This window comes from Enterococcus sp. AZ040, from assembly GCF_050499185.1.
Taxonomy (GTDB): Bacteria; Bacillota; Bacilli; order Lactobacillales; family Enterococcaceae; genus Enterococcus_D; species Enterococcus_D entomosocium.
In genome coordinates this window covers 2,030,798-2,044,033 of sequence record NZ_JBMHEW010000001.1, presented here as the reverse complement: position 1 = coordinate 2,044,033, position 13,236 = coordinate 2,030,798, and the positions used below count along the sequence as shown (strand labels likewise).

Sequence of the window (13,236 nt, the reverse complement as noted above, 5' to 3'; positions counted from 1 at the left end):
GGTGATTGAAAAAAGAACAGATCCTCAATATGAAAAGCGGATCGATGGATGTAGGAGGCTTGCACAATGGGAATGGATATACGTCTTGCCCGAATCGACGATCGGTTGATTCATGGTCAGGTCGCCACAGCTTGGTCGAAAATGACTGGTATCAATCGAATCATCGTGGTCAGTGATGAAGTCGCAAATGACCAATTACGAAAGTTTCTCTTGAAAGAAGCTGCTCCACCAGGGATCAAATCCAATGTGGTGACAGTAGCGAAAATGCTTGAGGTGGCGCATAACACATTATTTAATACGCAAAAAGTCATGTTATTATTTACCAACCCTCAAGATGTCGTGACTCTGGTTAAAGGAGGCATTGACATTCGTTCCGTCAATATCGGCGGTATGAGTTTTTCAATGGGAAAACGAATGATCACTAATTTCGTGTCAGTCAATGATCAAGATCTTGCTTCATTGCTTTACTTGCAAAACCAAGGCATTGAAGTGGAGATACGCAAAGTTCCAGCTGATCGTAAAATCTTTTTGAAGGATATTTTGGAAAAAGAAGGTAGTCACCCTTAGTTTTTCGATGTTGTTTTTTCTTTCGTATTCGTGTCACATTTTTCAATTTTGATATAGGAGGTAAAAAGATGGTAGGAATTATCCTAGCAAGTCATGGAGAATTTGCTAACGGCATTTTGCAATCTGGTTCAATGATCTTCGGCGAACAAGAAAATGTTAAAGCTGTTACATTGATGCCAAGTGAAGGTCCAGATGACATCAAGGCAAAAATGCAAGAAGCAATTGCTACATTTGACGATCAAGAAGAAGTATTATTCTTAGTTGATCTTTGGGGTGGTACTCCTTTCAACCAAGCGAACAGCTTGTTTGAAGATCACAAAGACAAATGGGCAATCGTTGCTGGTATGAATTTACCAATGGTGATCGAAGCCTATGCTTCACGTTTTTCAATGAATACAGCGCATGAAATTGCTGCGCATATCGTTGAAACAGCTAAAGAAGGGGTCAAGGTCAAACCAGAAGAACTTGAACCAGAAGAAGCTTCAGCACCAAAAGCAGTGCAAGACGATCAACCTAAAGGATCACTTCCTCCGGGAACTGTTCTAGGCGATGGCAAAATCAAAATCGTACTTGCTCGTGTCGATTCACGTTTGTTGCATGGTCAAGTTGCTACAGCTTGGACAAAATCAGTGAATCCATCTCGGATCATCGTTGTTTCTGACGCGGTGGCAAAAGATGACTTGCGTAAAAAACTGATCGAACAAGCAGCTCCTCCAGGAGTAAAAGCGAACGTCATTCCAGTGGACAAAATGATTGAAGTTTCTAAAGACCCTCGTTTCGGGAATACGAAAGCTTTACTATTATTTGAAAACCCACAAGATGTATTACGTGCTGTTGAAGGTGGCGTTGATATTACTGAAGTGAACGTTGGTTCAATGGCTCACTCTGTTGGGAAAGTTGTTGTAAGTAAAGTATTGTCGATGGGTACAGATGATGTGAATACATTTGAAGATTTGAAAGAACGCGGCATCAAATTCGATGTGCGTAAAGTACCAAATGACTCTCGAGACAACATGGATGAAATCTTACGCAAAGCCAAAAATGAATTGGCAAATAAATAGAAACGTATTCAACTAAATAGGAGGTCTATCATGACTATTATATCTATGGTATTAGTAGTACTCGTTGCCTTTTTAGCTGGTATGGAAGGGATCTTGGATGAATTCCAATTCCATCAACCGCTAATCGCGTGTACTTTGATCGGTTTAGTGACCGGTAATTTGGAAGCATGTATCATTTTGGGCGGATCATTACAAATGATCGCACTTGGATGGGCAAATATCGGTGCCGCTGTTGCACCTGATGCTGCATTGGCGTCTGTCGCATCTGCAATTATTTTAGTTTTAGGTGGACAAGGAACTGCTGGTGTTGATACAGCGATTGCCGTTGCGATCCCTCTAGCTGTTGCTGGGTTGTTCTTGACAATGATCGTTCGTACATTGGCTGTGCCAATCGTTCACTTTATGGATGCTGCTGCTGAAGAAGGCAACATTCGTAAAATCGAAATGTGGCACGTGATCGCTGTATGTATGCAAGGGGTTCGTATTGCGATTCCTGCAGCTGCATTGTTGGCTATCCCTGCTGCAACTGTTCAAAACTTCTTAGAATCAATGCCTGCATGGTTAACTGATGGTATGGCTATCGGTGGTGGTATGGTTGTTGCCGTTGGTTACGCAATGGTTATCAACATGATGGCAACTCGCGAAGTATGGCCATTCTTTATTATCGGTTTCGTAATCGCAGCTATCTCTCAATTGACATTGATCGCTATCGGTGCCTTGGCAGTAGCAATCGCATTGATCTACTTGAACCTAACTAAAATGGGCGGATCATCAAATGGAGGCGGCGGCAGCAACACTGGCGACCCTCTAGGCGATATCTTGAATGACTATTAGAATCGAAGGAGGAGAAAAAAATGGCAGAAAAAATTCAATTAAATAAAAAAGATCGTTTAGCCGTAGCATGGCGCTCTACCTTCATTCAAGGTTCATGGAACTATGAACGTATGCAAAATGGTGGTTGGGCATTCTCAATGATTCCAGCAATCAAAAAATTATACAAAACAAAAGAAGACCGTGCCGCTGCTTTGAAGCGTCACTTAGAATTCTTTAATACTCACCCATATATCGCATCACCAATCTTAGGTGTAACTTTAGCGTTAGAAGAAGAACGTGCCAATGGCGCGCCTGTCGATGACGTAGCGATCCAAGGGGTAAAAGTTGGGATGATGGGTCCTTTAGCCGGTGTCGGTGACCCTGTGTTCTGGTTTACTGTACGTCCGATGTTAGGTGCATTAGGTGCTTCTCTTGCTTTAGGCGGAAACATCTTAGGCCCAATCATCTTCTTCGTTGCTTGGAACATCATCCGTTGGGCATTTATGTGGTACACACAAGAATTCGGCTACCGTGCTGGTTCTAAAATCACAGATGACCTTTCAGGTGGTTTGCTACAAGATGTAACAAAAGGTGCTTCTATTTTAGGGATGTTCGTATTAGGGTCACTTGTTCAACGTTGGGTATCGATTTCCTTTGCACCAGTTGTCTCAAGCGTACCGCTTGATGAAGGTGCTTATGTCGACTGGGCGAACTTGCCTTCTGGTTCAGCTGGTTTGCAACAAGCCTTCCAACAAGTAGCTGAAGGCCGTGCATTGACTGATACAAAAGTAACAACATTGCAAAACAACTTGGATCAATTGATTCCTGGTTTAGCTGCACTATTGCTTACTTTGTTATGTATGTGGTTATTGAAGAAAAAAGTTTCTCCAATCGTCATTATTATCGGTCTATTCTTAGTCGGTATCGGTGGACACTTGATCGGATTGTTATAATCTTTTCAATGATAGGTGCTTGGGGAGACCCAAGCATCTTTTTATTTATTCGCCAAACATGCCGCAAACACGTATAATAGGTAACGATAAGACGATATAGAATGGAGTAAGCGCAAATGGTACAATCCCTTAATACAAAAGTTGATTTGACGATCGATGCTACGTCTTTTTTAGGTATCAATGAATACGGCAAAATAATGATCGGCGATAATGCCTTTGAGTTTTATAATGATCGTGACAAACGCAAGTTTATTCAAATTCCTTGGGAAGATGTCGACTATGTGATCGCTTCGGTCTTGTTCAAAGGACGCTGGATCCCACGGTATGCGATTCGGACCAAAAAGAATGGGACATATACCTTCTCATCAAAAGAACCAAAAAAAGTTCTGCGGGCAATTCGCGAATACGTTGACCCAGATCATATGGTCCATTCTCTTGGCTTTTTCGATATCTTGAAACGGGCAATTACCCGTAGAAAATAACAAGAGAGCATATGTTTTTCCAATTGATTCTCAATATGTTACCCTTTTTATAAGAAAGTTTAGGAGGGGTTATTATGCACTTTTTATGGACATTGATCGTGGGAGCGGTCATCGGTTCAATCGGTGGCGCCATCGCAGGAGAAAAACGCGGTTGCATTTTTGATATCGTGGCAGGACTTGTGGGCGCATCAATCGGACAAGGTTTATTCGGCACTTGGGGACCGCAAGTGGCAGGAATGGCAATCGTGCCAGCAATCATTGGGGCAGTCATTTTCGTGGCTGTCGTATCATTCTTTTTGGGACGTAAAAGATAATTATCAAAGAAGCAATCCGTTGATTGGGTTGCTTTTTTTGTGGATTAAAGTTATCTAGAAAAGAACAACGAGAGAGCCAACTAGAGTCTTTTTAAAACACCATTCTTTAGGTTCGTATTGTTTGATTTTTTAGAAAACTTTTCGCTTACTTTCCGCTTTTTCTGGAAGTTTGTTATAATACTATCGTATAGAACAAGAAAGTAGGGAACGATACATGTTAAGAGTTGAAAAATTACGTGAAGCAATGAGAAAAGATTCGATTGATGGGTTCTTGATCACCAGCCCATACAATTTGCGTTACTTGACAAACTTTACTGGTACAACTGGTTTAGCAGTCATTACGTTGGACAAAGCTTTTTTTGTAACAGATTTCCGATATACAGAGCAAGCAGCTGCCCAAGCCCAAGGATTTGAGATCGTAAAAAATAGTGGACCGATTTTTGAAGAAGTTGCAACTATCTGCCAAAAGGAAGAAATCAATGTCTTAGCATTTGAAGAAAGTTTCGTCAGCTTTGCTGAATACTCCGTCTTAGAAGACTTGATTGAGGAATCCTCATTAGCTCCTGTATCTGGTATGATCGAGGCATTGCGGGAAGTCAAAGATGAGGAAGAGATCGCATTGATCCAACAAGCCTGCCATATCGCCGATCAAGGGTTCGAACATATTTTGAAAATGATCCGCCCAGGGATGACCGAAATCGAAGTGGCGAATCAGTTAGATTTCTTTATGCGTTCATTAGGTGCCACAAGCGTATCTTTTGAAACGATCGTGGCCAGTGGTCTTCGTTCAGCAATGCCCCATGGGGTTGCCAGTGAAAAAGTGATTGAACAAGGCGATCTGATCACGTTAGACTTTGGCTGTTACTATCAAGGCTATGTGTCTGATATGACCAGAACTTTTGCTGTGGGGGATCCTGGCGATAAATTGAAAGAAATCTATCAAATCGTGCTAGAAGCACAAGAAAAAGTCTTGGCAGCAGCAAAACCTGGAATGACCGGAATTGAACTAGATGCGATCGCCCGGGATCACATAGCTTCCTTTGGCTACGGGGATGCTTTTGGTCATTCAACAGGCCATGGGATTGGTTTAGAAATCCACGAAGGACCAAATGTCTCCTTCCGTGCTGATAAAGCATTTGTTGTCGGAAACGTCATTACAGATGAACCAGGCATCTATCTTCCAGGAATTGGCGGCGTTCGTATCGAGGATGATCTTTTGATCACTGAAACTGGTAATAAAGTGTTGACACATTCACCGAAAGAATTGATCATTCTCTGATTCATCGACCTTGTTTTTCAGAAAATTCATTGAGAATAGTGGGTTATTATAGATTCTCAGTGCAGAAAATGATAAACTTAGAGCGAGAAGAAACACTGTGCCATGGATGTTATTGATTGAATCAAGCGCTGGCTTGCTTCAAACGGAAAAAACGAGCGATTTTTTTACAAACAATACGGTACAGCTGTTTAGAATGGAGGCAAAAACGTATGAATGAAGATAAAAACCTTGTATTAAATGCAAGTCCTGAATTAGGCGAAATCGTCATCGCGCCAGAAGTGATCGAGATCATTATTGGGATCGCTGCTTCTAAAGTGGAAGGTGTCTATGGGATGCGAGGAACACTGGCAAACAGTGTCACTGAATTACTAGGCCGCGCAGCTCATGGCAAAGGAGTCTACTTAACGATCGATGAAACAGGGATCAAAGTGGATATCTACTGCTATATCACTTATGGGATGTCAGTGCCTAAAGTGGCAATGGAGATCCAAGAACGGGTCAAACAGCAAGTCTTATTTATGACAGATGTGCAACTGGCTGAAGTAAATGTTCATGTTGTGGCAGTCGTGCCAGAAAAAGTAGATTTACCAGACATCGAAGAATTATTTGGAAACGACGAGGAAGAAAATGAGTAAAGAATTATCACGGCATGAAATACGGAAAATGGCGTTACAAGCTTTATTTCCACTAGACTTTAACAAAGATTTAACGAAACAAGATGCCATCATGCATGCCATCGAGTTGGAACACCATGAATTGATTGATGAAGAACAAGAGCATTTTGTCCCTGTTTATTTAGATCAATTAGTGGCAGGTGTCTGTCATTACAAAGAAGCCTTGGATGAAGTCATTCAAAGTCATCTAAAAGCCGGTTGGAAAATCCAGCGTTTATCAAAAATGGACGTGACGATTTTACGAATCGCTTTGTTTGAAATGATCTATGTGGATAATGTGCCGAATCGTGTGGCTTTGAATGAAGCGATCGAATTAGCGAAAACCTTTAGTGACGATCAGTCAAGAAAGTTTGTCAACGGTATTTTATCGACAGTCAATCAAGAGCTAGAAACAAAAAACAACCAAGTAAGTGAGTAATTTTCAGCCTTAACACTATCGAACAAAAGAAAACAGCCTTTATTCGATCGAGGCAGAAACCGAACGATTTATGAGCAACCGCCTTGTTTTGACGGTCCTGCTTGATCGTTCGGTTTTTTTGCATACACTTTGTCGGTTTGACCTCGTTTTTTCCGAAAAAAGGGAGCCTTAGACGGTGTTTTTCTTTTCAGAAAATGCTATGATAGAAAACATGAAGAAGCAGATCGACAAACGATTGGTGCGTTTCTTTTTACAAAATAAGTCAGTATAATCAGGTTGGAGGAGTTGTCAGAATGGGTACATTGATCAATGGAAAAGAATTGGCTGAAAAAATGCAAGCGGCGTTTCTTTCAGAGACAGCAACACTAAAAGAGCAGGGTGTGACACCGGGATTAGTTGTTTTACTTGTTGGAGAAGACAAAGCAAGCCAGACTTATGTGAAAAATAAAGAACTAGCTGCGGCGAAAATCGGCATCAATTCCCGTGTTGCCCGCTATCCTGAATCCATTACTGAGGCAGAATTATTAGCAGAAATCGAACAGTTCAATAACGATGATGCCTTTCACGGCATTTTGGTTCAACTTCCTTTGCCAAAACATATCAATGAAGAAAAAGTGCTGTTAGCCATCAAACCGGAAAAAGATGTCGATGGTTTTCATCCAATCAATTTAGGAAAATTATTTGCCGGTGTACCTGACCGAATTCCTTGTACCCCTTATGGCATCATGAAAATGTTTGCTGCGTATGGGATCGAATTGGAAGGGAAAAATGCTTTAGTTATCGGCCGCAGCAACATTGTCGGAAAACCGATGGCGCACTTGCTCTTAGGGGCAAATGCCACCGTGACTATTGCTCATTCAAAAACCAAAAATCTGCCTGAGTTAGCGAAGCAAGCGGACATTTTAGTCGTGGCGATCGGCCGCGGTCATTTTGTCACAAAAGACTTCGTAAAAGAAGGGGCCGTGGTGATCGATGTAGGAATGAATCGGGATGCCAATGGCAAGTTGATCGGCGATGTGAAATTTGATGAAGTCGAACCGATCGCTAGCTATATCACCCCGGTACCTAGAGGTGTAGGACCAATGACGATCACGATGTTGATGGCCCAAACGATCGAGGCAGCAAAGGAGACAATGAAAAACTAAATGGCGCAAGAATATTTAACGGTGACCGCATTAACAAAATATATCAAGCGTAAGTTTGACGTCGATCCGTATTTAGAACGGGTTTATTTGACGGGGGAAATCTCTAATTTTCGTCGTCGCCCCAATCACCAATACTTTAGTTTAAAGGATGATGGTGCAAAAATTTCGACCGTCATGTTCAAGGGCGCTTTTGACAAGCTGCGCTTTCAACCAGAAGAGGGCATGAAAGTCATGGCGGTTGGCCGTATCACCTTGTATGAGGCAAGCGGAAATTACCAGATGGTGATCGATCACATGGAACCAGACGGTGTCGGTGCCCTTTATCAAGCCTATGAACAATTAAAGCAGAAATTGGCAGCGGAAGGATTATTTTCTGCACCGAAGCAGTCGTTGCCGAAATACCCGAAACGCATCGCAGTCTTGACCAGTCCTAGTGGGGCGGTGATCAGAGATATCATCACGACGACCCAGCGGCGTTATCCCATTGCTCAGATCGTTTTGTATCCAACCGTGGTACAAGGCAACAAAGCCGCGGATGATGTGGTGAAAAATATCCAACGAGTCGAAGCCGATGGTACCTTTGATACTATGATCATCGGACGTGGGGGTGGGTCGATTGAGGACCTCTGGCCTTTCAATGAAGAACGAGTGGCAAGAGCCATTTTTGACGCAAAAACCCCCATTATTTCTTCAGTGGGGCATGAAACTGATACGACAATTGCCGATTTAGTGGCGGATGTGCGGGCGGCAACTCCGACCGCAGCTGCCGAATTAGCAGTGCCCGTCCTATCAGAAGAGATTTTGCGGATCGAAGAAAGACAAGCCCGATTAGAGCAAGCTTTTATGCACCAGATCCAGTACAAACAAGAACGCTATCAGCGAGTGATTGGATCATATGTTTTTCGACAACCAGAGCGCTTGTATGAGGCACAGTCCATCAAACTCGATCAGTTGCAGCAGCGGATGCAGCAAGGTCTGCAAACCTTGCTTTATGACAAGGATCGCCATGCACAGCAATTGATTTCACGGTTAGCACAACAACAACCAAAAGCGCGATTGCAAGCTAGTAACCAAGAGGTCAGTTATCTTTCCCAACGCTTAATGAAAGCCATGAAAGATATTTATGCAGCAAAAGAAAATCAATTTGCAAATGCAGTCCAATCTCTTGATTTGCTAAGCCCACTGAAAATCATGGGTCGGGGCTACAGCTATACCACGAAAAATGAGCAGGTAATCAAATCGATTGATACGATCGAGCCAGAAGACCAGCTGACGATCCATTACCAAGATGGCCAAGCACTTGTCGAAGTTATTAGTACAGAAGGAGTTAATCATGGCAAATCCAACATTTGAAGAATCATTACAAGAATTAGAACAAATTGTAACCCGTTTGGAACAAGGGGATGTTCCCTTAGAAGAGGCACTAGATGCTTTTCAAAAAGGGATGGTTTTGAGTAAGCAATGCAAGGACACTTTGAGTAAAGCGGAAAAGTCCTTAACAAAAATGATGACAGAATCTAACGAAGAAGTGCCTTTTGAAGAGGAAAACCAATGAGTGCTTTAACAGAATTCACAAAAGAACACGCCCCATTGATTGAAGAAGTCATGGAGCGCTTTGTCAAAGAACACACCTCTGATCAACGATTGTTTAAAAGCATGCAGTATTCGATCCAAGCTGGCGGCAAACGTATTCGCCCGCTTTTATTGGCAGCAACAGTCGCCGCTTTTCACAAACCCGTCAATACCGCGGTGTACCAGTGTGCGGCAGCCCTAGAAATGGTGCATACGTATTCGCTGATCCATGATGATCTGCCAGCAATGGACAACGATGATCTGCGTCGAGGCAAACCTACCAACCATAAGGTTTTTGGTGAAGCTTTAGCGATTTTAGCTGGAGATGGTCTTTTGACGGCTGCATTTCAATTAGTCGCTATGGCGGAGATCGAAGCCAATCAAAAAGTCTTGCTGCTGCAGCAATTGAGTAAAGCGGCGGGAACACAAGGCATGGTCGCCGGCCAAGCAGCTGATATTCAAGGAGAAAACCAAGCCCTTAGTCTTGAGGAACTGATGTCCATTCATGAACGGAAAACTGGAGAATTGATCCGCTTTGCGGTGATTGCTGGAGGTGTCTTAGCCGACCAGACGGAAGAAGTTCTGCATGAATTGGATCGCTTTGCCCAGCATATTGGGTTAGCCTTTCAAATTCGCGACGATCTGCTGGATGCCACTAGTACGACCGAAGAGCTAGGCAAAGTTGTCCGTCGAGATGACGAATTGGCGAAAAGTACCTATCCTGCTTTACTTGGCTTAGCAGGCGCGCAGCAAGCCTTGACAGAAGAATTAGGCAAGGCCAAAGAAATTCTGGCGCAATTAAGTCAATACGGTCAATTTACGCCGGATGTTTTGTTGGCATTTGTGGAACGATTTGAGATTCGAGGGAACGCATGAAGAAAGAACGAGTAGATGTTTTAGCTGTCCAGCAAGGCCTGTTTGAGACCCGAGAGCAAGCCAAACGGGGAGTGATGGCTGGATTGGTGTACAAAGAAAAAAATAATGAGCGCCTAGATAAGCCGGGAGAAAAAATTGCCGCAGATACGCTGCTGCAGATCAAAGGCAAAAAGCTGCCTTATGTTTCTCGTGGTGGTCTCAAGTTAGAAAAAGCACTCAAAGTCTTTGATTTTGACGTAACCGATAAAATCATGTTAGACATCGGCGCATCCACCGGTGGTTTTACTGATGCGGCATTGCAAAATGGTGCCAAAAAAAGCTATGCATTGGATGTCGGTTACAATCAGTTAGCCTGGAAGCTGCGGCAAGATGAGCGAGTGATCGTAATGGAGCGGGTCAACTTCCGTTATGCAAAACCAACTGATTTTTTAGACGGTCTTCCAGATGCCGCTACGATCGATGTTTCTTTTATTTCACTTAAACTGATTTTACCCCCGCTATATGATATTTTGGTAGCGGATGGCGAAGTGATGGCGCTGATTAAACCGCAATTTGAAGCGGGCAAAGAAGCAGTCGGGAAAAATGGGATCGTTCGTGATCCCAAAACCCATGAACGAGTTTTGGAGGAAGTACTAGCATTTGCTAAGAAAACAAACTTCGATGTCTTAAACCTAAGTTTTTCACCAATCACTGGTGGCGAAGGGAATATCGAGTTTATCGTACATTTAAAGAAAAGCCTGCAAGAAGGTACCGCAGTAGGGATCGATATCCCGAAAGTTGTTGCATCAGCACATGAGACCTTTCATCAACCAAAATAAAGAATGGAAGAGAGTGGACATTTTACTTGTCGGCTCTCTTTCTTTCTTGCGCAAAATAGGATAAAATTAGTAGGAATTCATTCAGGAGGAACAAGAGATGAGAAAAAAAGAACGGCATCGCTTGATTACACGATTGTTAAGTGAACAAGATATTCAGAAACAAGAAGATTTTGTCGAGTTGTTAAAAGATCGCGGCGTCTCAGTCACACAAGCAACCATATCAAGAGATATCAAGGAATTGAAGTTAGTGAAAGTTCCTTCCCAAAAAGGTGGCTATCGCTACAGTATCCCGCAAGAGACAACGGAAGACGTGAGTGGTAAACTAGATAAAATCCTAAAAACGGCTTTTGTTTCTGTCGATCGAATGGACAAATTTGTGATCCTGCGCACACTGCCCGGCAATGCCTCGGCTTTGGCGAATTTAATCGATAAACGTTATGCCAAGGAATTATTTGGCACGTTAAACGATGATGACAACGTCTTGATGATCACTAGAACAGAAGCAGATACCGAGAACCTATTCAGGGATTTCCAACGTTACGTTTAGAAGAGGAGGCAAGGGATGCTTTTAGAATTGTCGATCCAAAATTTTGCGATTATTTCCAACTTGCACTTATCTTTCCATGAGGGAATGACGGCACTGACAGGTGAGACAGGTGCCGGGAAATCAATTATTATCGATGCGATGGGTTTGCTAGCAGGCGGTAGAGGTTCCAGCGACTATTTGCGTCAAGGAGCAGAGAAATGCCGTTTAGAAGGGATCTTCGAATGGCCGAATCAGCAGGAGTTCAAAGACTTGACCGCAGATTTAGGTATTGATGAAGAAGAAGTTTTGATCGTACAACGAGATATCTCTCAATCGGGGAAAAATATTTGTCGTGTCAATGGTCGAACCGTTACCTTGTCGGTTTTGCGTCAAATCGGTTTATTCTTGGTCGATATCCAAGGACAAAATGAGCATCAAGAGCTGCTGCAGCCAGAAAAACATTTGACCTTGATGGATGGGTTTGGGGATGATAGCTTTAAAGCGGAGCTTGCGGATTACCGTCAAGCCTATCAAAGCTATCGCTCTTTAGAAAAACACGTCAGGACCATTCAAGAAAATGAACAGCTATATGTCCAGCGAATGGACATGTTGCGTTTTCAACAAGAAGAAATCGCCCAAGCAGAATTGATGGGAAATGAAGAAGAACTGCTGATCGATGAACGAGAAAAACTGACCAATTATCAAAAAATCGTGGATGCTCTAGGGCAAAGCTATGGTGCCTTATCTGCCGAAGAAGTCAATAGCCTAGATGGGGTCAGTGTAGCTTTATCCGAGATCCAGTCAATCGCCCATCTTGATCCGGCTTACGAAAAAATCAGTGAAGCGATCCAAAGTGCGTATTACTTGTTGCAAGATGCAGCCACTGATATTTCGCGGCAAGTCGACAATCTTGAATTAGATGAAGGCCGACTGGAAGAAGTCATTTCGCGGCTGGAAACGATTCGTCAATTGAAGCGCAAATACGGGGAGTCGATTCCTGTGATTCTTGCTTACTATGATGAGATCAGTAAAGAAATCAGCGAGTCTGCCTATACAGAAGGTCAGTTGGAGCAATTAGAAGAAGAGCTTGCCCAAAAAGCTGAAGCAGTTTGGCAGCTGGCGGAAGCCTTGCACGTCAAACGACGTGAACTGGCTCATCGTTTAGAAAAAGAAATCGTTCAAGAGTTAAAAGAGCTGTACATGGAGCACGCACAATTTGAAGTACGGTTTGCACCTGGCTCAAAACAATTGAGTAGCAGCGGATTTGACACCGTAGAATTTTATTTGACCACAAATCCTGGTGAAGGCATGAAGCCGTTGGTGCGGGTTGCTTCTGGGGGAGAACTTTCACGGATCTTACTGGCCCTCAAATCAATTTTCTCTCGGAAACAAGGAATCACCAGTATTGTTTTTGACGAAGTTGATACTGGGGTCAGTGGCCGAGTAGCCCAAGCAATTGCTGAAAAAATCGCCAAGATCGCAGCCAATTCGCAAGTTTTGTGTATCACTCACTTGCCGCAAGTAGCTGCTGTAGCGGATAATCAATATTTTATTGAAAAAGCAATTCAAGAAGGACGGACAGAAACCCACGTCCGTAAACTATCTAAAGAAGAACGGGTGGCAGAGATCGCCCGTATGCTCTCAGGTGCAGAAATCACCGATTTAACGATCGAACATGCACGAGAACTATTGGCACTTGCACACCGATAAAAATTGGGAAACATTCGTAGAAAGATTC

General features: G+C 43.0%; 16 protein-coding genes. All 16 read left to right on the top strand.

Annotated features, from left to right (window positions below; genetic code table 11):
* The first annotated feature begins 72 nt into the window (after nucleotides 1-72).
* The 16 genes from IGK63_RS09475 to recN all read left to right on the top strand — a co-directional run bounded on the left by IGK63_RS09475 (nucleotide 73) and on the right by recN (nucleotide 13,208).
* Nucleotides 73-567, top strand: coding sequence for a PTS system mannose/fructose/N-acetylgalactosamine-transporter subunit IIB (locus tag IGK63_RS09475; RefSeq protein WP_026008065.1), 495 nt, complete (start codon nucleotides 73-75; stop codon nucleotides 565-567).
* A 68-nt stretch (nucleotides 568-635) separates the two neighbouring features.
* Nucleotides 636-1,628: a mannose/fructose/sorbose PTS transporter subunit IIA gene (locus IGK63_RS09470; RefSeq protein ID WP_008378493.1), complete on the top strand. Its 993-nt coding sequence runs from the start codon at nucleotides 636-638 to the stop codon at nucleotides 1,626-1,628.
* Nucleotides 1,629-1,658: 30 nt separating this feature from the next.
* Complete coding sequence (locus IGK63_RS09465; RefSeq protein ID WP_008378492.1) at nucleotides 1,659-2,462, top strand: PTS mannose/fructose/sorbose transporter subunit IIC; 804 nt, start codon at nucleotides 1,659-1,661, stop codon at nucleotides 2,460-2,462.
* A gap of 20 nt (nucleotides 2,463-2,482) precedes the next feature.
* Nucleotides 2,483-3,394: a PTS system mannose/fructose/sorbose family transporter subunit IID gene (locus IGK63_RS09460; protein ID WP_005235347.1), complete on the top strand. Its 912-nt coding sequence runs from the start codon at nucleotides 2,483-2,485 to the stop codon at nucleotides 3,392-3,394.
* Between the two features lie 116 nt (nucleotides 3,395-3,510).
* Complete coding sequence (locus IGK63_RS09455; RefSeq protein ID WP_005235348.1) at nucleotides 3,511-3,876, top strand: DUF956 family protein; 366 nt, start codon at nucleotides 3,511-3,513, stop codon at nucleotides 3,874-3,876.
* Between the two features lie 74 nt (nucleotides 3,877-3,950).
* Nucleotides 3,951-4,190 carry a GlsB/YeaQ/YmgE family stress response membrane protein gene (locus tag IGK63_RS09450; RefSeq protein ID WP_005225767.1) on the top strand — a complete coding sequence of 80 codons (240 nt, stop codon included), beginning with the start codon at nucleotides 3,951-3,953 and terminating at the stop codon, nucleotides 4,188-4,190.
* Between the two features lie 214 nt (nucleotides 4,191-4,404).
* Nucleotides 4,405-5,469 carry a M24 family metallopeptidase gene (locus tag IGK63_RS09445; RefSeq protein ID WP_005235349.1) on the top strand — a complete coding sequence of 355 codons (1,065 nt, stop codon included), beginning with the start codon at nucleotides 4,405-4,407 and terminating at the stop codon, nucleotides 5,467-5,469.
* Between the two features lie 209 nt (nucleotides 5,470-5,678).
* A complete protein-coding gene (locus tag IGK63_RS09440) occupies nucleotides 5,679-6,104 on the top strand; it encodes an Asp23/Gls24 family envelope stress response protein (protein WP_005225770.1) in 426 nt (141 codons plus the stop codon).
* Nucleotides 6,097-6,561 (top strand): transcription antitermination factor NusB, encoded by a 465-nt coding sequence (gene nusB, locus IGK63_RS09435; protein WP_016612245.1) that lies wholly within the window; start codon nucleotides 6,097-6,099, stop codon nucleotides 6,559-6,561. The genes IGK63_RS09440 and nusB overlap by 8 nt, the downstream gene beginning before the upstream one ends.
* Nucleotides 6,562-6,854: 293 nt before the next feature.
* Nucleotides 6,855-7,706 carry a bifunctional methylenetetrahydrofolate dehydrogenase/methenyltetrahydrofolate cyclohydrolase gene (locus IGK63_RS09430; protein ID WP_005235351.1) on the top strand — a complete coding sequence of 284 codons (852 nt, stop codon included), beginning with the start codon at nucleotides 6,855-6,857 and terminating at the stop codon, nucleotides 7,704-7,706.
* Nucleotides 7,707-9,059 carry an exodeoxyribonuclease VII large subunit gene (xseA, locus tag IGK63_RS09425; RefSeq protein ID WP_016612244.1) on the top strand — a complete coding sequence of 451 codons (1,353 nt, stop codon included), beginning with the start codon at nucleotides 7,707-7,709 and terminating at the stop codon, nucleotides 9,057-9,059.
* Nucleotides 9,040-9,261, top strand: coding sequence for an exodeoxyribonuclease VII small subunit (locus IGK63_RS09420; protein ID WP_005235356.1), 222 nt, complete (start codon nucleotides 9,040-9,042; stop codon nucleotides 9,259-9,261). The genes xseA and IGK63_RS09420 overlap by 20 nt, the downstream gene beginning before the upstream one ends.
* Entirely contained in the window at nucleotides 9,258-10,154 is an 897-nt protein-coding gene (locus IGK63_RS09415) for a polyprenyl synthetase family protein (RefSeq protein ID WP_005235358.1), read from the top strand. The genes IGK63_RS09420 and IGK63_RS09415 overlap by 4 nt, the downstream gene beginning before the upstream one ends.
* Entirely contained in the window at nucleotides 10,151-10,972 is an 822-nt protein-coding gene (locus tag IGK63_RS09410) for a TlyA family RNA methyltransferase (RefSeq protein ID WP_008378483.1), read from the top strand. Before IGK63_RS09415 ends, IGK63_RS09410 begins: the two co-directional genes overlap by 4 nt.
* Nucleotides 10,973-11,069: 97 nt before the next feature.
* Nucleotides 11,070-11,519, top strand: coding sequence for an arginine repressor (argR, locus tag IGK63_RS09405; RefSeq protein ID WP_005235362.1), 450 nt, complete (start codon nucleotides 11,070-11,072; stop codon nucleotides 11,517-11,519).
* 15 nt (nucleotides 11,520-11,534) lie between these two features.
* Nucleotides 11,535-13,208 carry a DNA repair protein RecN gene (gene recN, locus IGK63_RS09400; RefSeq protein ID WP_008378481.1) on the top strand — a complete coding sequence of 558 codons (1,674 nt, stop codon included), beginning with the start codon at nucleotides 11,535-11,537 and terminating at the stop codon, nucleotides 13,206-13,208.
* Nucleotides 13,209-13,236: the final 28 nt, after the last annotated feature.

Excerpts from the sequence above, each read along its gene's own strand:
- IGK63_RS09440 (WP_005225770.1), top strand. The coding sequence starts at position 5,679 with ATGAATGAAGATAAAAACCTTGTATTAAATGCAAGTCCTGAATTAGGC.
- IGK63_RS09430 (WP_005235351.1), top strand. The coding sequence starts at position 6,855 with ATGGGTACATTGATCAATGGAAAAGAATTGGCTGAAAAAATGCAAGCG.
- IGK63_RS09445 (WP_005235349.1), top strand. The coding sequence starts at position 4,405 with ATGTTAAGAGTTGAAAAATTACGTGAAGCAATGAGAAAAGATTCGATT.
- IGK63_RS09420 (WP_005235356.1), top strand. The coding sequence starts at position 9,040 with ATGGCAAATCCAACATTTGAAGAATCATTACAAGAATTAGAACAAATT.
- IGK63_RS09415 (WP_005235358.1), top strand. The coding sequence starts at position 9,258 with ATGAGTGCTTTAACAGAATTCACAAAAGAACACGCCCCATTGATTGAA.
- xseA (WP_016612244.1), top strand. The coding sequence starts at position 7,707 with ATGGCGCAAGAATATTTAACGGTGACCGCATTAACAAAATATATCAAG.
- IGK63_RS09460 (WP_005235347.1), top strand. The coding sequence starts at position 2,483 with ATGGCAGAAAAAATTCAATTAAATAAAAAAGATCGTTTAGCCGTAGCA.
- nusB (WP_016612245.1), top strand. The coding sequence starts at position 6,097 with ATGAGTAAAGAATTATCACGGCATGAAATACGGAAAATGGCGTTACAA.
- IGK63_RS09470 (WP_008378493.1), top strand. The coding sequence starts at position 636 with ATGGTAGGAATTATCCTAGCAAGTCATGGAGAATTTGCTAACGGCATT.
- IGK63_RS09475 (WP_026008065.1), top strand. The coding sequence starts at position 73 with ATGGATATACGTCTTGCCCGAATCGACGATCGGTTGATTCATGGTCAG.
- IGK63_RS09465 (WP_008378492.1), top strand. The coding sequence starts at position 1,659 with ATGACTATTATATCTATGGTATTAGTAGTACTCGTTGCCTTTTTAGCT.
- IGK63_RS09455 (WP_005235348.1), top strand. The coding sequence starts at position 3,511 with ATGGTACAATCCCTTAATACAAAAGTTGATTTGACGATCGATGCTACG.
- recN (WP_008378481.1), top strand. The coding sequence starts at position 11,535 with ATGCTTTTAGAATTGTCGATCCAAAATTTTGCGATTATTTCCAACTTG.
- IGK63_RS09450 (WP_005225767.1), top strand. The coding sequence starts at position 3,951 with ATGCACTTTTTATGGACATTGATCGTGGGAGCGGTCATCGGTTCAATC.
- argR (WP_005235362.1), top strand. The coding sequence starts at position 11,070 with ATGAGAAAAAAAGAACGGCATCGCTTGATTACACGATTGTTAAGTGAA.
- IGK63_RS09410 (WP_008378483.1), top strand. The coding sequence starts at position 10,151 with ATGAAGAAAGAACGAGTAGATGTTTTAGCTGTCCAGCAAGGCCTGTTT.